Source organism: Rubneribacter badeniensis, from assembly GCF_002899695.1.
GTDB classification, from domain to species: Bacteria; Actinomycetota; Coriobacteriia; order Coriobacteriales; family Eggerthellaceae; genus Rubneribacter; species Rubneribacter badeniensis.
Window position 1 is genome coordinate 26,443 of record NZ_PPEL01000016.1, and the last position, 16,499, is coordinate 42,941.

The window sequence follows — 16,499 nt, forward strand, 5'->3', positions numbered from 1 at the left end:
AACTTTCAGAGCGCTTCCAACACTTCCAGACCCCACTTCCAGACCTCGTCGAGATTAAGAAAAAATAGCAAAAGAGGGCTTGCAATCCGTCGGACAAGCCGCTAGAATACTTATTCGCGCTACGGCGCACTTTGAAATGGTCGCTTGGCTCAGCGGGAGAGCATCGCCTTCACACGGCGGGGGTCACAGGTTCAAATCCTGTAGCGACCACCATGAAACTAGCAGGTCGCCGGTTTTTGGCGACCTTTTGTTTTCTCGCCCCAAAAGCCCTTCAAGACACAACCAGGGCACAGCGGCGCGAAGCCATGCCGCCCCAAGAAAGCGCTGCCGTCTGAGGGATGCTGCCGCCGGAAGGATGAAATAGCGCCGAAATTACCGGCTTGCTGCCGAAGCTCGGCCTTTTTGGGAGGCATCGGGCCGGATTCTGCGATCCGAGACGGTTCACCCGGAGAAAACGCCTGATCGCCTGGAAGGGGGCAGCTTCTCGAGAGGCGCAAGCGGCAGCAATCAGGAGAGCATCGCGTCTCGAGATCCTTGCCCTATGCAGCGAAGGGGCCGAACTTGCGGGCGGGTTCGCCCTCGCCTGCTCTCTCGCCCTCTTCGCCTCTGAGCGCCTTCGGCCTCTCGCACCAACTCCCGTCGGCCAAACCGCCTCGCCGCCCTCCGGCACCGCATGCGCGCCCGCCTTCCACCCGCCCTTCCGCACCCTCTGACCGCCCGCCGAAGCCGCCCGCCCGAGCGTCCTGCGGATCACCCACCGTGTTTCCTCAGCAGGTCGGCGCGCTGCCTGACCTGCAGGACGACCACGACGACAACCGTTGCGCCCGCCACAGCGCCCGCAACGCGAACCGCGATGCGAACGGCGTCGTCCAGGCAGGCGTACGCGCTCGCCGTCGCGCACCACATGATCGCCACGATCATCCACACCGCCACCGCCGAGCGACGTGCGCTCTTCCTGAACTCCGCGTCGCTCGGACAAAGCGCGAGGAAGTCTTCGCCTCCGCATACAACGCGGAAGCACGCCTTGCTGCCCGCGAACAGAAACGCCCCGTACACGATGCCGACGATCGAGACGGCGGCCAAAGCGACGATGCCGACGACAATCTCCACGAAGCGCTCCTTCCCGCCCGCCATGCGAAGCGAAGCCGGCCCTTCCGCACGCTTCGCCCCGACGGCCTCTGCCCCCCCCTGCCGATTCCACGACACCACGATACCACACCCCGCAAGCGGCGGGCGCAGCTTGCGGGAGCCGACTCGCAGGGATACAATCAAAGCCAGAAAGCGCGTCAGGCGATCGCCTGCGATCCCGCTTCCCCGCACAACAGACGACAAGGAACCTATGAGACAGCTCGCTGCACGATGCTGCCTGCTCGCCTTCGGCATCGTTGCCATGGCGGCGGGCATCGTCCTCATCACGAAGACAGGCCTGGGCACCTCGCCCATCTCGTCGCTCGGCTACGTGTTGAGCCTGTCGTTTCCGAACGTGTCGTACGGCGCGTTCATGCTCGGTTGGAACGCCGCCCTCCTGATCGGGCAGATCGCCATCCTCAGACGGCGCTTCAAGGCGGCGGCGCTTCTGCAGGTGCCCATCTCCGTCTTGTTCAGCATCGGCATCGACGCCTTCGGAAGCCTGCTCTCGTTCGTCCAGCCGCACAGCTACCCCGCGTCGCTTGCCGTGCTGGCCGCAGGCGTCGCGGCGCTCGCGTTCGGCGTGGCATGCACCGTGGTTGCGAACGTGGTCATGAACAGCGGCGAGGCGTTCGTATGCGCCGTCACGAGCATCACGGGATGGAGCTTCGGCCGCACGAAGGTGGGCTTCGACCTCGGCTGCGTCGGGTTGGCCGTCGTCGCGTCGATCGCGCTCATGGGCACCGTCGCGGGCGTGCGTGAAGGCACCGTCATCGCAGCGGCGGCCACCGGCTTCGTCGTCAACGTTTTCATCAAGCTCATGGGCGGCGTGAAGCCTGCTTTGGGAGAAGCGCGAAAGCGCGGGGATGAAAGCCCCCTCCCCCATGGCGCGGAGTGCAACCGCGCAGATTAAACGCGGCACGCAGCGCCCTTGCAGCCAGGACGCTGCGTGCGATAGACGAGGCGGGGGCAGCGCGTGCCGATGCGCCGACGACGCACCAAGAGGAGGGGGGCTCCCTTCGCGCCAGGACCCCTACCCCCTCCTCACCAGGTAGCACTTATGGATGCGGGGATTGCGCTCGAAATCGTGCGGGATGGTCTGCGCGGTGATGTCCTCGAGGGCCACGCCGTAGCGCGCAAGCGCCTCCTCGTCGGGCTTGAACGAGCGCAGGTTGCACGAGAACACGGCCTCGCCCTCCTCCGACAAAAGGCGCGACACGCCGATGAGCAGCTCCACGTGGTCGCGCTGCACGTCCCAGGTGCGCCGCCCCATGGCCTTCGAGTTGGAGAACGTGGGCGGGTCGACGAACACGAGGTCGAAGCGACGGCCCGCACGGCGCGCCTCGGTGATCCAGGCCATGACGTCGCCGCGCTCGAACGTGTGCTCGGGACCCTCGAACCCATTCGCGGCCATGTTGCGCCGCGCCCAGTCGAGGTAGGTCTGCGACAGGTCCACCGTGGCAGTCGATCGCGCCCCGCCCGCAGCCGCATGGACCGTCGCCGTGCCCGTGTAGGCGAACAGGTTGAGGAAGCGCCTGCCCTGCGCCTTCGCGCCCACGAGCGCGCGCGTGAGGCGATGGTCGAGGAACAGGCCGGTGTCCAGATAGCCCGCCAAGTCCACTTCGAATTCGAAGCCTGCCTCCTGCACCTGCGTCACGTAGGAGCGCCGGCGGGCCTCGCGGTACTGCCCGCCGCCCTTCTCGCGGCGGCGCACCTTGGAGAACACGTGGTCGGACCGCACTCCCAGCACGACGGGCACGAGCGCAAGGACGTCGTCGAAGCGGCGCCGCGCCTTCACGGGATCGACGCTGCGCGGCGGCGCGTACTCCGCTACGTGGACGTAGGTGTTGCCAGCCGCCTGGCCCGCCCCTTCGTACACATCGACGGCCACGGCATAGTCGGGCAGGTCGGCATCGTAGATGCGGTAGCAGGTGACGCCTTCGCGGCGCGCCCACTTTCGCCGTTCCCTGGCCGTCTTGCGCAAGCGGGCGGCGAACTGCCCGGAAGCCTCCTCGAACACCTCGACGAGGTGCTCGGCGCCCCCGGCAGGATCCGGCACGCTCACCTCGGTCGTGCCGACGGGCGGCGCATCGAACACGAGGGCCTTCGTCGCCACGCGCCCCTTCCCGATCTCGACCCCAAGGGCGGGCGCGACGCCGAAGCGCTCCTCCACGCCCTCGCCGCCGACCGCCGCGAACACCGATCCCTCCGGCGCGGATGCCGACGCGGCCGCGAACGCCGCGGCATCGGCCCGGGCGCGCGCCTCGGACATAGCGCGATCCCCCGTCGGCAGGATGCACGCCACCAAGCAGCGCGCGGCCCCGTCGGACGCGTCGCGCGAGGCCGCCGCGCACGCGCGCGCAACCTGCCCGTCCGCTGACTGCGCGTCGGCAAGCTCCACGGTGAGCGCCTGACGCAGTCCGGCGCGGCGCGCGAGCAGACGCGCCCGGGCGATGGCCGGGGAGGACGACGAGGCTCCCGCAATGCGCACGCGCGCCCGGTCGGGCGGCGCGGACGAGGGGGCCTCGAGCGCGTCCGCGCCCGCGATGCGCGCCAGACCGCGCTCGAAACGCTCGTCGGCTTCTCGGACGAGATCGTTCCACACCTCGGGCTCGGATTTTCCCCAGCCGAAGAACCCCCAGCGCTCGCGCACGAGCCCGGGCGCGAGGTCGCATGCCCACGCCGCGGCCTCCACCACGAGCGCTCCGTCGCCGCACGCGGGATCGACGAGCGCCGCGCCGGCCTCACAGAGCCTCTGCCAATCCGCGAGCGCGAGCAGCCCGGCTGCTTGGGCGCAAGAAAGCGGCGCGTCGGCACCGTCGTCGGCAGAAAGCCACGTGCGCCGGTAGAGCGGCCCACCCGACAAATCGAGCGACAACGTGGCACGCGCACCGCGCACCCGCACGTCGATGAGCGCGTCCGGCTCCTCGGGATCGACCTCGGGCCTACGCCCCGTCTGCCCGAGCATCCTGTCGCACACCGCGTCCTTCACCTTGAGCGCGGTGAAGCGGGTGTTGCGCAGCTCGTCGTTCGCGCCGTGCGTCTGCACGGCGATGCTCGCCCCGCAAGCAAGGACGTCCTCCCACGGAAGGCCCCGCACGCCCTCGTGCAAGCGCTCGGCGTCCGACGCGTCAACGCGCCCCACCACCGCGAGCACGCGCGAGGCGAGCCGCGACCACAGGCACGCGGACAGCGCGCCGCGCACGTCGCAGAACGCGGCCACGCCCCCGGCAAGCGGGCGCACGCGCCTCACGCCCATGCGCCTGAGCTCATCGGCGAGCGGCGCTTCCAAACCGGCGAGGCAGCTCGCGAACAGTTCGATGTCTTCGTTTTCCATGGCGCAGGTCCAATCATCCGATAGCGCAGGTTGGCGCCAGCAAGTCAGCGAGAAGCCCCCTCGTGCCGACAATCGGCCCGTTTCGCGGCTGTCGAACAAGCCAGCGGTTTGTTCGATTCCCCACCATGCGCCCGCGAGGGCGCGCCCTGCACGGGTGCCGGGCAGGGCCACGTGAGGGCAAGCGAGAAAGGGGCGGGGATCGGTGCGAGGGGGCTTCGCAGCGTCGGGCAGTTCCACCGGCAGGCAGGCCGGTGGAACGTCAGTCCTCCAGATAGTCCTTCAGCTTCGAGGAGCGCGACGGATGGCGCAGCTTCGCGAGCGTCTTGCTCTCGATCTGGCGGATTCTCTCGCGTGTGACGCCGAACTCGCGCCCCACCTCCTCGAGCGTGCGCGGATGGCCGTCCTCCAAGCCGAAGCGCAGGCTGATCACCTTGCGCTCGCGCTCGGCCAGGCCGTCGAGCACCTTGCTCAGCTGCTCTTGGAGCATGCTGAAGCTGGCGGCGTCGGGCGGCACCACGGCGGCGTCGTCCTCGATGAAGTCGCCCAGCTGGCTGTCCTCCTCTTCGCCGATGGGCGTCTCAAGCGACACTGGCTCCTGGCTGATCTTCTGGATCTCGCGCACGCGCTCCGGCGGCAGACCCATCTCCTTGCCGATCTCCTCCGGCGTTGGCTCGCGGCCCAGCTCTTGCAGAAGCTGGCGCTGGATGCGCACGAGCTTGTTGATCGTCTCCACCATGTGCACGGGAATGCGGATGGTGCGGGCCTGGTCGGCGATGGCGCGCGTGATGGCCTGGCGGATCCACCACGTGGCGTACGTGGAGAACTTGAAGCCCTTCGTGTAGTCGAACTTCTCCACCGCGCGGATGAGGCCGAGGTTGCCTTCCTGGATGAGGTCGAGGAAGAGCATGCCGCGGCCCACGTAGCGCTTGGCGATGGACACGACGAGGCGCAGGTTCGCCTCGATGAGCTGCTGCTTCGCGTCCAAGCCCACCTGTTCGATGCGGCCGAGGCGTCGCTTCTCGCGGCGGTCGAGCTCGATGCCCTCGTCTTCGGCCTTGTCGAGCTCCTCCATGGCGGCCACGCCGGCCTCGATCTTCATGGCCAGGTCGATCTCCTCGGCGGCCGTGAGCAAGGGGACTTTGCCGATCTCTTTGAGGTACATGCGCACCGGGTCGCCCGTGAGCATGGTCACGCCCGCGTCGGCGCCGCGCTTGCGCGCCGCCGAGCGCACCTTGCTCTTGGTCACCTTCGGCAGTTGGACGTCGACGGTTGCCTTGAGCTCCTCCTCGGGGATGCCTTCGAGCAGGTCTTCCTCGTCGCCGTCGCCGCCAAGGCCGGTGTCGAGCTTGTCGTCGTCGAGGGAATCCGCGGCGACCACGTCGGGGTCGGCGTCGAGCGCCTCGTCGTCAAGTATCTCCTCGGCATCGATCGGGGCTTTGGCCGAGACGTTCTTCGTCTGCGCGGATGCTTGCTTCTTGGAGGCTTGGGCCACGTGATCTTCCTTTCCAACAGGACGGCGTGCGCGCATGCGCGCATGCGCTCGGGGCGCAAAGATACAGCCAAACAGTGTATCACAAAAAGCGGATACCCGAACCGCGAATCTCGTCCCCGCGCAATCCCCTTCCGCATCCTCGCCAAAGCGTCGAAGCCGACCGGGTGCGAGCGCGCCTTCGCAAGGATCGTCCGCGAGAGCGGAGCCGGCGGGCGGCGCGTCACAGCAGGTCATCGGGATCCACGTCCACGGCCACGTTGACCAGCTTGTCGGGCTTGCGGCGCCGGAACAGCGGCAGGAGCGCGCGCGAAAGGTCGGCGTCGGAGGGGCACTTCGCCACCACGTGCCAGCGGTACGTGCCGCGCAGCTTCGCGAGCGCGCACGGCACGGCGGGAAGCACGCTCCATCCGTCCCCGCCGAAGTCGCGCACCGCGCGCTCGAGGTCGCGCTGGAGCTCGAGGGCGGCGGCGCGCACCGCGGGCTCGTCCGTTCCCCACAGAAGGACGTTCGCCATGCGCACGTAGGGGGGGTAACCCAGAAGACGGCGCTTGGGCAGCTCGTCGCGCAGGAAGAGCGCCCGGTCGTGGGCCGCCGCGGCGCGGATGGGAGCGGCGGCGGCCTCGTAGGTTTGCACGAGCACGCGCCCCGGCAGCGCGGCGCGCCCGGCGCGGCCGGCCACCTGCTCCACGAGCGCGAACGTGCGCTCGGCGGCGCGGTAGTCGGGAAGCTTCAGCATGGTGTCGGCGTTGATGACGCCCACGAGCGTGACGTCCTCGAAGTCGAGGCCCTTCGCGATCATCTGCGTGCCGAGGAGCACCGCCGCGTCGGCCTCCGCGAATGTTTCGAGCAGCCGCTGGTGGGCGCCTTTGGCAGACGTGGTGTCGGCGTCCATGCGCACGATGGGCACGTCCGGCCCCACGCTGGGCATCGCGTCGAGGAGCACCCGCAGATCGGCCTCCACCCGCTGGGTGCCCGCGCCGAACTTCTTCAGATAGGGGCTGCCGCACTCCGGGCACGTAGGCGGCGCGGGGACGCGGTGGCCGCAGTGGTGGCACACGAGCAGATTCCCTCGTTCATGGAACGTGAGCGAGGTGGAGCACGACGGGCACTCGGGCACAAACCCGCATTCGCGGCACAAAAGGAACTTCGCGAAGCCGCGCTGGTTGAGCAGAAGCACCGCCTTGCGACCCGCGGAAAGCTCCTCGGCGAGCGCGCGCGAAAGCGCGCCGGAGAACATGGAGCGCGACCCGCCGGAGAACTCCTTGGCCATGTCGACGACGCGCACCTCGGGAAGCGGCCGGCCGTTGGCGCGCTCGGGCAGCTCGACGCGATGCCACGCGGCGTCCTTCGCGCAGGCGTGCAGCGTCTCGATGGAAGGCGTCGCGCTGCCCAGCACCACCGCCGCGCCCGCGCGCCGCGCCATCCACACGGCAACATCGCGGGCATGGTAGCGCGGCGCGCTGTCCTGCTTGTAGGAGCCCTCGTGCTCCTCGTCGATGACGATGAGGCCCACGTTGGCCAGCGGCGTGAACAGCGCGCTGCGGGCGCCGACGACGACGCGCGCCTGCCCGCTGCGGATGAAGTCCCACTGGTCGAAGCGCTCGCCTTGGCTCATGCGCGAGTGCATGACGGCCACCGTGTCGCCGAAGCGGCCGCGGAAGCGCCCCACGGTTTGCGGCGTGAGCGAGATCTCGGGCACGAGCACGCACGCCGTGCGCCCCGCCGAAAGCGCGCCCTCGATGGCCTGAAGGTACACCTCGGTCTTGCCCGAGCCCGTGACGCCGTCCACGACCACGACCTCGCCCGCCGCCCGCTCGCGCGCCGCGTCGATGGCGGCGAGCGCCGCCGCCTGCCCGGCGGTGAGCGGCGGCTTGGGGCTGGGCGAGAACCCGCCGCCTCCCTCGAAGCGCCCGCGCCCGCCGCCGGGCACCCCTCGCAGGCGGCGGCGGCGCTCCACGCGCACCACGCCCTTGCGCTCAAGCGCCCTCACCGCGTCGGACACCGCGCCGAACTCGGCGGCGAGCTCCGCCACGCGCAGCTCTCCCGCACGCAGCGCCTCGGCGATGGAGGCCTGCTTCACCGCGTTTCCGCGCGGCTCGAACGCGGCGAGCGCGGGGCCGGGCACCACCCAGCGGTCGTCCACTTCCCCCACCGCCGGCTCCTCGAGCCGCCAGCGGCCTTCGCGCGAGCGCACCATGCGCGGCACGCCCCCCGGCGGCGTGAACAGGCGCACGCACGACGACAGGGGCGCGATGTAGCGCTCCGAGAGCCAACGCGCGCACGCCGCGCCCTCCTCGTCGAAGTAAGGGCGGCTCACCGCGCGCACGATGCCCTTGAGCTTGGCGGGGTCGATCCCGTCAAGCCAGTCGCACTCGTCGTCCTGCGCCAGCTCGATGACGAAGCCCACCGCGCGCCGCCCGCCGAACGGGACGAGCACGGCGCAGCCCACCTCGATGGGCGCGTCGCCCTCGCCGCCGTCCTCGGGCACGGCGTAGGTGTAGGGCGCGTCGAGCGCCTGCGTGGGTATGTCGAGGATGACCGATGCGAGTTTCATGGCTTCCAGTATATTCCAAGCCCGGGCCGTGGAAGGCGCGCCCGACAAGGCCGCACGAAAACCGCGCGGCTCGGGCGCGCTCGGAAACTTCGGCGAAGACGCGGCTCGGGCGCACGACCCCCCCGGTGAAGGAGCCTCGCGTGCCGAACAGAACGGGGACGACGGCAAGATCGCTCTCGCAAACGGAAGGCAGGAGGCGGCAAGCAGCGCGCGCCGCCGCATGCGTGGCGCGGGCCGTTTTTTGGCCACGAAACCGCGTTCTGGCACGGAATCGCAGCCAAAATCCCCCTTTCCCTCCTAGCTCTCGCCGAAACCCCAGGTCGCAGAAAAGAGCAAGGGGGAAAGCAGGGGAATCTGTGCCAGAACGCGGTTTGGTGGCCATTTCGACGGCGAAATCGCGCACGGCGATCCCGCCCGCCGCCTGCCGACCGGCTTTCGGGAGCTCGGAGCCCGCGAAGGGCGATCGGGGCGATGCAGAAAGACGGCGACGCCCGTCCGACCGCGCCGGGCCGGACGGGCGCGCCCGCAAGCGGCCTTACGCCAAACCGCACGCCGCCCGCAACTCGTCCACCTTGTCGGTGCGCTCCCAGGTGAACTCGGGCAACTCGCGACCGAAGTGGCCGTAGGCGGCCGTCTTGCGGTAGATGGGGCGGCGCAAATCCAGCGCGTCGATGATGGCGCCGGGGCGCAGGTCGAACACCTCGGCCACCGCGCGCTCGATGGTCGAGGCGTCCACGGCGGCCGTGCCGAACGTGTCCACCATCACGCTCACGGGGCGCGCCATGCCGATGGCGTAGGCCACCTGCACCTCGCAGCGGCGCGCGAGCCCCGCGGCCACCACGTTCTTCGCCACCCAGCGCGCCGCGTAGGCCGCCGAGCGGTCCACCTTCGTGCAGTCCTTGCCGGAGAAGGCCCCGCCACCGTGGCGGCCCATGCCGCCGTAGGTGTCCACGATGACCTTGCGGCCCGTGAGGCCGCAGTCGCCCATCGGCCCACCGATGACGAAGCGGCCCGTGGGGTTCACGTGAATCTCCATGCCCGGCATGATCGATGTCCCCTCGTCGGAGAACACCGGGCCCACGACGTGGTTGATGATGGCCTCGCGCAGCTCGTCCGGCGAGACGTCCTCGGCGTGCTGCGTGGACACGACCACCTTCTCCACCCACTTCGGCGCACCGTCCTCGTAGCGCACGCTCACCTGGGTCTTGCCGTCGGGGCGCAGGTAGTCGAGCGTGCCGTCCTTGCGCACGGCGGCGAGGCGCTCGCTCATGCGCTGGGCCAGGTAGATGGGCATGGGCATGAGGGTCTTCGTCTCGTCGCAGGCGTAGCCGAACATCATGCCCTGGTCGCCCGCGCCGATGCGTTCGTAGGGATCGTCCGCGGCCCCGCCGTGGACCGCCTCCCAGCTCTCGTCCACGCCCTGCGCGATGTCGGGGCTCTGCTCGTGGATGGCGTTCACCACGCCGCAGGTGGTGCCGTCGAAGCCGTACTTGGCGCGGTCGTAGCCGATGCCGCACACCACCTCGCGCACGATGGCCGGCACGTCCACGTACGCCTGCGTGCGGATCTCGCCCGCCACGACCACGAGCCCCGTGGTCGCCATCGTCTCGCACGCGCAGCGCATCCGCGACACGTCGGCGGGCTGCCCGCTGGGGGCGATGTAGCCCTCGCGCTCGAGCTCTATCTCCTTGGAGATGATGGCGTCCAAGATGGCATCCGATATCTGGTCGCACATCTTGTCGGGGTGCCCCTCGGTGACGGATTCGGACGTGAACAGGTACGACGATGCTTCGGCCATGAGTTTCCTCCTTCATCGCTGTAGGCCGGACCACCTTGGCGCGCACGCCAGGTTGGTGTCGGGATCCCAGAGCCAACTCTCTCCCCCGACTCTCGATAAAAAACAGAGGACGCCGCGAAGCGGCCGAAAGCCCCTGCGAAACCTTGCCGATGGTACCCTGAAACCCTCCCCCGCGCAATACCGCGCCCATTGCGCGCGCACAACCCCCACGAGCGGTCGCGCAACCGCGCGCAGAGGGGCGTGCAGACGGCCCCTGGGACGAACCGCCCGCTAACGGGCCTCCCCGGTCCGCTCAACCTCGCCCCTGATGTCCGCGAAGTCCACGTAATGCATGCCGCAGACGGAGCGGATCTCCTTCGCGACGAGGCCCGACGTGGCAATGACCTTGAACTTCTTCCCGCGCGCCCGCAAAAGCTCCAGCGCCCGCTCGAAGTCGCCGTCCCCGCTCACCAAAACCGCCATGTCGTAGGTGTCGACGGTGTTGAACATGTCGAGCACGATCTCGACGTCGAGGTTCGCCTTCTGCTTCGACTCGCCGGTATGGGGATCGAAGATCGTCTTGATCTGCTTGGTGACGAGCGAGTAGCCGATGCGCGCGAGCGCGCCCAGATACGCCTGCTGCTGCGCCTCGGGAGGGGCGCCCGTCCCGACGTAGTAATAGGCATCCTGCACGTCCCCGAAGCTCCGGCAGAAATCCAGCAGCTTGCGGGCATCGATATGCCAGCCCAGCTTCCTTTGCATGTAGAAGTAGTTCGCCCCGTCGACGAAAACGGCCACCCTCATCGTCGCCCTCCGCTCCTGTCCGCGCACCTTGTCTCGAACAGGATACCACAGGCCGCCGGCCAAGAGCCGAGCGGGAAGCGTGGGCGCCGGCCCGATCGCCCTGCCGCGCAGGCGCACCCGCACGGTTGAAGGCAGGTTCCGGGGCTTCGCCGTTCGTATGGCGATACCGCAACCCCGCCCGCGGCGCGAGGCGCGCCGTGATACACTTTCCGGAAAAACCGCCCCTCGGCCGGCCCGCGCCGCCGAAGGGCGCGACAGCACCCGAAAGGACCACGCCATGACCGCAAACGCCGATTACACCCGCGAATACTTCGCCATCATGGACTCCCTCGACGGCGACGTCGCCGGACGGCGCGCCGCCTACGACTACATGCAAGGATCGACCGCCATCGTGCACCACCAGGTGGTGGCCAGCACCTTCGTCCCCCGCCTGTTCGACCGCGAAACGCGCGAGGCCATGAAGCGGACCGCCGAGACGGCCCACCGCATCCTCGTCAAGGTGATCGAGCGCTACCTGGCCGACCCCGCCTACCGCCGCGTGTTCGACTTCGACCCGCGCCTCGAAGAGCTCATCCTGCTGCCGCGCGGCTACGATTCGGTGCTGCCGTTCGCGCGCGTGGACACGTTTTTCGACGAGGACGACCTGCGCGTGAGGTTCTGCGAGTTCAACGCTGACGGCTCGTCGGGCATGAACGAGAACCGCGAGATCACCGCGTCGGTGGCTCGGTCGGAGACGTTCAAGGAGTTCGCGCGCCGCCACCGCGTGGAGGGCTGCGAGCTGTTCGAGCCGTGGGTCGAGGCGTTTCTCGGCATCTACGCCACCTACGACCGCCGCGTCGAGAACCCGCGCATCGCCATCTGCGACTACCTGGAAAACGGCGTGGTGGACGAGTTCCACGTGTTCGCGGAGTTGTTCCGCGAGCGCGGCGCGGAGTGCGTCGTCGCCGACGTGCGCGACCTCTCCTTCGACGGCGAGACGCTGCGCGACGGCGAGGGCGAGCGCATCGACGCCGTCTGGCGGCGCTGCGTCACCAACGACGTCATCGACCATTGGGACGAGTCCCAGCAGCTCATCGAAGCCGTGCGGGCCGAGAAAGTGGCGCTCATCGGCAGCTTCGCAGGGCACATCGCGCACGACAAGCAGATATTCAAGGCGCTGTTCGACGAGCGCACGACCGCCTTCCTCGACGCCGACGAGGTGTCGTTCATCGAGCAGACCGTGCCCCTGACCGCGTTTCTGGACGAGAACCACGTCAACCTGCCGCAGATCCGCGAGAACCGCTGCGAATGGATCATCAAGCCGACCGACCACTACGGCGCCGAGGACGTGTACGCGGGGGTCGCGGTCACGCAAGCGGAATGGGAGGAGCTCGTCGACCGGTTCGCGAACGGGCGCGCGGGCCATCCGTTCATCGTGCAGCGCTACATCCGCCCCTTCCAGACCGAGACGCTGCCGCCCGACACGGGCATCGACGCGCTGGCCGACGGCGAGGTGCGCCGCGAGCCGGCGCTTTACAACAACCTGAACGGGCTGTACCTGTACGACGGCGCGTTCGCGGGCGTGTTCAGCCGCCTGGGGCCACTGCCGACGATCTCCAAGGACATGCAGGGCATGACCGCCGCCACGATCTGGGTGGATTAGGGAGCGGCGGGCGGCACCGCAAGTGGTGCGGCCCTTTTTGGCGCGGCGGGCGGCGCGCTCGGTCGGCGGCGCCTCGCACGCCGACTAAAGGACTTGGGGATCGTTTGGTCTGCTCGTGCGAGCGCCACTGACCTGCGCGCCAAAAAGCGCGCCATGAGAGCCAGGGAGAGGAAGCTATGTCCAACCTGATCAACAAGGCAGCGGCCGTCGTGGCCGTCGCGTCGCTGGCGGTCACGCTCGTGGCGGCCGGGTTCGCGGCGTGCGCGGCGCTCCCGCAGACCACGGAGCTGCTCGCGAACGCGTTCTCGGGCGACGGCAACCCGGACACGCCGTTCTCGCACGACGAGCTCGTGCGGGCGGCGGTGGCGACCCGCGATTACACGGTGGGCTCGAACGACCGCGAGGCCGTGTTCGCCACGCTCTGCGACATCAACAACAGCGCGAACACGCGCTACGCCGAAGCGAGCCCTGACGAGCTGGCCGCCGCTCCCGAGCAGTACACGCTCACCTCCGACGCGCTGTCGCACCTCGACGACGTCTACCGCGTCGTGGCAGCCGCGCGCATCGCGCTCGCCGCCGTCGCCCTGCTGGCCGTCGCGGCTTGCGCCCACGTGGCCATCCGCGTGGGGCGCCGCGCGCTCGGCGGCGTGCTTTCAGCTGCGGGCGCCGTCGTGGTGGCGGCCTTCGCGCTGCTGGCCGCATGGGTGGTCGCGGACTTCAACGGCTTCTTCGCCGCCTTCCATTCGCTATTCTTCGCGAGCGGCACCTGGACCTTCTCCTACGATTCGCTGCTCATCACCATGTACCCTCCCGAATTTTGGATGGGGATGGGGGCCGTGTGGCTTGCGGCCACCGGCTTGTCATCTATACTGGCAATCGTGGTCGGCGCCCTGCTGCGCCGCCGCACGCCCGCCCACTAGGCGCGGGCCCACGCACGACGAACGACGAGACGTAAAGGATCCTCTCCATGACCAACGCAACCGGCGCGCGCGTGCGCGTGCGCTTCGCACCCTCCCCGACCGGCCGCCTCCACGTGGGCGGCGCGCGCACGGCCATCTACAACTGGGCGTTCGCCCGCGCGATGGGCGGCGACTTCATCCTGCGCATCGAAGACACCGACCCCGAGCGCTCCACCGAGGAGAACGTGCAGGTCATCCTCAACGCCATGAAGTGGCTCGGGCTGGATTGGGACGAGGGCCCCGAGGTGGGCGGCGAGGCCGGCCCCTACTTCCAGACGCAGCGCACGGACACGTACGCCGCGGCGCTCGAGCTTATGAAGGAGCGCGGGAGCGCGTACCCCTGCTTCTGCACGAAGGAGGAGCTCGACGCCAAGCGCGCCGCCGCCGAGGCGAACGAAGGCGGCTACGCGGGCTACGACCGCACGTGCCGCGGCCTCGATGCCGCCGAGGCCGCCCGCCGCATCGAGGCCGGCGAGCCGCACGTGTGGCGCCTGCGCGTGCCCGAGGATCACGGGCCCATCGAGTTCGACGACGCCGTGTACGGCCACGTGAGCTTCCCCGCCGAGGTGATGGACGACATGATAGTCGTGCGCACCGACGGAAGCCCCACCTACAACTTCGCCGTGGTGTGCGACGACGCGAACATGGGCATCACGCACGTCATCCGCGGCGACGACCACCTGTCCAACACCCCGCGCCAGATACTCATCTACGAGGCGCTGGGGCTGCCCGTGCCCACGTTCGCGCACCTGTCGATGATCCTCGGCCCCGACGGCAAGAAGCTCTCGAAGCGCCACGGCGCGGCGAGCGTGGAGGAGTTCTGCGAGCGCGGTTATGTGCCCGACGCGATGGTGAACTTCCTCGCGCTTCTGGGCTGGTCGCTCGACGGCGAGACGACGATCATCGACCGCGCCACGCTCTGCCGCGAGTTCAGCCTCGACCGCGTGACGAAGAAGGACGCCGTGTTCGACGAGACGAAGCTCGAATGGATGAACGGCCAGTACATCAAGGAGATGGGCGCGAGCGCATGGGTGCGCGCGTCGCTGCCGTGGCTCTGGCGCGCGCATGCGGGCCTCGCCGCCGACGAAGAGCTGTCCGAGGACGCGATTTCGCGCGCCGCGGCCGACCTCGACGCGCGCCCCGAATGGTATCGCAAGCTCTACCCGCTCGTGGCCGAGCGCCTCGCGCGCCTCGACGAGATACCCGCCAAGCTGGGGTTCCTGTTCTGGGGGCCTGAGGTGCGCGAGCTGGACGAGAAGAGCGTCGCCAAGGTGCTGAAAAAGGAGGGCGCGCGGGCCGACGAGGCGCTGGCCGCGTGCCGCGCCGTGCTGGCCGACGAGGGCCGGCCGTGGGAGGCCGCGCCGCTCGAGGAGGCGTGCCGGGCGCTTGCCGATAAACTCGACCTGAAGCTCAAGCTCGTGCTGCAGCCTTTGCGCGTGGCCGTGTGCGGCAACATGGTGTCGCCGCCGCTCTTCGAGAGCATAGAGCTTCTGGAGCGCGCCGACGTGCTGGCGCGCATCGACCAGGTGGCAAAAGAGGCGTTCGGTGCCTGAGGCCGCCGACGTCCGATCGGAACGCGCCTCCGATCGGACGGACGGCGTGCAGGAGCGAGGCGGTTCCGGGCAGATCGTCGTGCTGCGCGACTTCTGCGTCCGCGTCCGCGGCGCGGACTGCGCGCGGTGCGCGCTCGCCTGCCCGCACGACGCCGTCTCCTTCCAGCAAGACGGGCGCCCCACCATCGACGAGGACGCCTGCACGCGCTGCGGCATCTGCCTCGGCATCTGCGACGCGTTCTCGTCCACGCGCGTGACGATGATCGACGTGCACGCGCGCATCCGCCGCATCGCCTTGCGCGGCGAGGACGTGGTGCTCACCTGCAAGGAGAACGTCTTCCCCGGCCTCGAGCCGGCGGCAAACGTCGTGGTGCTGCCCTGCCTCGCCGCGCTCTCGCCCGAGTTCTGGACGCTCGTGCTGTCCGAGAACGTGCCGGTGAAAGTGGCGGCCGATCTGTCCTACTGCGCCGACTGCGACCGTGCGGGCGAGATGGGCGAGGCCCTGTACTCGCACGCCATCGCGACAGCCGAGGAGTGGAGCGGCGGCAAGGTGGGCTTCACCGACGTCATCCCTGAAAAGGAGAACCTCGTGCGCGACCTGGCGAGCCCCGAGGGCCTCGACCGGCGAAGCGCCTTCGCGAACCTCGTCGGCGACGTGGGCGACATCGCCACGGGCAAGCGCCGTCTGCGCAACTCCGAAGTGCTCCAGCAGTTCTACGAGCGCAAGGAGCGCGCGCGGGCACGCGCGCGGCTCAACCTCGCCGACGGCGTGCAGTTCAACGACTTCGTGCCCGACGGGCTCACGCGCAAGACCATGCAGCCGAAGCGCCAGCTTCTGCTCGAAGCCATCGACCGCGATCCGTCCATCGCCCCGCGCGTTCCCGTGGCGGTGTCCGCCACCGACTGCGCGCTCTGCGAAAACACGCTCGATTGCGCGTCAGCCTGCCCCACCGGCGCGCGATTCCCCGACCCCGCCGACGGACGGCTCGCGTTCGACGCGCGCTACTGCATCGGATGCGGGCTGTGCGTGCCCGCCTGCACCTTCGGCGCCGTCGCGCTCGTGGAGGCGACAGCCGAGCTGTTCCTGCCGGACGCGGACGGCCAAGGCGACGAAAACGTCGAAACGCAGCGCCAAGAGACGCATGAGGAAAGGAAGGCCCTATGACTGATCGCGAGCAGCCGAAAGGCTCCGAGCAGCCGCAAGCCCCCACCCCGCCGCCGGCCCCCAGCCAGCAGCCGCAGCAGCCCCAGGT

At 69.3% G+C, this 16,499-nt stretch carries 11 protein-coding genes, 1 tRNA gene and 1 riboswitch; of the genes, 6 read left to right on the forward strand and 6 right to left on the reverse strand.

Annotated features, from left to right (window positions below; translation table 11 throughout):
* The first annotated feature begins 138 nt into the window (after positions 1 to 138).
* A tRNA-Val gene (locus C2L80_RS04610) sits at positions 139 to 213 on the forward strand.
* A gap of 537 nt (positions 214 to 750) precedes the next feature.
* Here the strand turns inward: C2L80_RS04610 and C2L80_RS04615 are convergent.
* Positions 751 to 1,110 (reverse strand): translation initiation factor IF-2, encoded by a 360-nt coding sequence (locus C2L80_RS04615; RefSeq protein ID WP_129589892.1) that lies wholly within the window; start codon positions 1,108 to 1,110, stop codon positions 751 to 753.
* 229 nt (positions 1,111 to 1,339) lie between these two features.
* On the opposite strand from C2L80_RS04615, the gene C2L80_RS04620 reads away from it, so the two are divergent.
* Entirely contained in the window at positions 1,340 to 2,041 is a 702-nt protein-coding gene (locus C2L80_RS04620; protein ID WP_087197518.1) for a YczE/YyaS/YitT family protein, read from the forward strand.
* 120 nt (positions 2,042 to 2,161) lie between these two features.
* On the opposite strand, the gene rlmKL is transcribed toward C2L80_RS04620, so the two are convergent.
* The 5 genes from rlmKL to C2L80_RS04645 all read right to left on the reverse strand — a co-directional run bounded on the left by rlmKL (position 2,162) and on the right by C2L80_RS04645 (position 11,092).
* Positions 2,162 to 4,465, reverse strand: coding sequence for a bifunctional 23S rRNA (guanine(2069)-N(7))-methyltransferase RlmK/23S rRNA (guanine(2445)-N(2))-methyltransferase RlmL (gene rlmKL / locus C2L80_RS04625; protein WP_092197886.1), 2,304 nt, complete (start codon positions 4,463 to 4,465; stop codon positions 2,162 to 2,164).
* 259 nt (positions 4,466 to 4,724) lie between these two features.
* The gene (gene rpoD, locus C2L80_RS04630; protein WP_087197514.1) at positions 4,725 to 5,957 is read right to left on the reverse strand and encodes an RNA polymerase sigma factor RpoD; all 1,233 of its coding nucleotides are present in this window, start codon (positions 5,955 to 5,957) and stop codon (positions 4,725 to 4,727) included.
* Between the two features lie 220 nt (positions 5,958 to 6,177).
* The gene (priA, locus tag C2L80_RS04635; RefSeq protein WP_103262756.1) at positions 6,178 to 8,511 is read right to left on the reverse strand and encodes a replication restart helicase PriA; all 2,334 of its coding nucleotides are present in this window, start codon (positions 8,509 to 8,511) and stop codon (positions 6,178 to 6,180) included.
* A gap of 535 nt (positions 8,512 to 9,046) precedes the next feature.
* On the reverse strand, positions 9,047 to 10,309 hold the full coding sequence (gene metK, locus C2L80_RS04640) for a methionine adenosyltransferase (RefSeq protein ID WP_103262757.1): 1,263 nt from the start codon (positions 10,307 to 10,309) through the stop codon (positions 9,047 to 9,049).
* Positions 10,310 to 10,318: 9 nt separating this feature from the next.
* Positions 10,319 to 10,411: riboswitch (SAM riboswitch) on the reverse strand.
* Positions 10,412 to 10,579: 168 nt separating this feature from the next.
* Positions 10,580 to 11,092, reverse strand: a complete 513-nt coding sequence (locus C2L80_RS04645; RefSeq protein WP_103262758.1) for a LabA-like NYN domain-containing protein — start codon at positions 11,090 to 11,092, stop codon at positions 10,580 to 10,582.
* Positions 11,093 to 11,369: 277 nt separating this feature from the next.
* On the opposite strand from C2L80_RS04645, the gene C2L80_RS04650 reads away from it, so the two are divergent.
* From C2L80_RS04650 to C2L80_RS04665, 4 genes are all read left to right on the forward strand, one after another.
* Complete coding sequence (locus C2L80_RS04650) at positions 11,370 to 12,734, forward strand: ATP-grasp domain-containing protein (RefSeq protein ID WP_103262759.1); 1,365 nt, start codon at positions 11,370 to 11,372, stop codon at positions 12,732 to 12,734.
* Positions 12,735 to 12,910: 176 nt separating this feature from the next.
* Positions 12,911 to 13,654 (forward strand): lipoprotein intramolecular transacylase Lit, encoded by a 744-nt coding sequence (locus C2L80_RS04655; RefSeq protein WP_103262760.1) that lies wholly within the window; start codon positions 12,911 to 12,913, stop codon positions 13,652 to 13,654.
* Positions 13,655 to 13,701: 47 nt separating this feature from the next.
* Positions 13,702 to 15,246 carry a glutamate--tRNA ligase gene (gltX, locus tag C2L80_RS04660; protein ID WP_103262761.1) on the forward strand — a complete coding sequence of 515 codons (1,545 nt, stop codon included), beginning with the start codon at positions 13,702 to 13,704 and terminating at the stop codon, positions 15,244 to 15,246.
* A complete protein-coding gene (locus C2L80_RS04665) occupies positions 15,239 to 16,411 on the forward strand; it encodes a 4Fe-4S dicluster domain-containing protein (protein WP_239938706.1) in 1,173 nt (390 codons plus the stop codon). Before gltX ends, C2L80_RS04665 begins: the two co-directional genes overlap by 8 nt.
* The last annotated feature ends 88 nt before the right edge of the window (positions 16,412 to 16,499 follow it).

Coding starts and splice junctions, on each gene's coding strand:
- C2L80_RS04620 (WP_087197518.1), top strand. CDS start 1,340: ATGAGACAGCTCGCTGCACGATGCTGCCTGCTCGCCTTCGGCATCGTT.
- rlmKL (WP_092197886.1), bottom strand. CDS start 4,465: ATGGAAAACGAAGACATCGAACTGTTCGCGAGCTGCCTCGCCGGTTTG.
- priA (WP_103262756.1), bottom strand. CDS start 8,511: ATGAAACTCGCATCGGTCATCCTCGACATACCCACGCAGGCGCTCGAC.
- metK (WP_103262757.1), bottom strand. CDS start 10,309: ATGGCCGAAGCATCGTCGTACCTGTTCACGTCCGAATCCGTCACCGAG.
- C2L80_RS04645 (WP_103262758.1), bottom strand. CDS start 11,092: ATGAGGGTGGCCGTTTTCGTCGACGGGGCGAACTACTTCTACATGCAA.
- C2L80_RS04650 (WP_103262759.1), top strand. CDS start 11,370: ATGACCGCAAACGCCGATTACACCCGCGAATACTTCGCCATCATGGAC.
- C2L80_RS04655 (WP_103262760.1), top strand. CDS start 12,911: ATGTCCAACCTGATCAACAAGGCAGCGGCCGTCGTGGCCGTCGCGTCG.
- gltX (WP_103262761.1), top strand. CDS start 13,702: ATGACCAACGCAACCGGCGCGCGCGTGCGCGTGCGCTTCGCACCCTCC.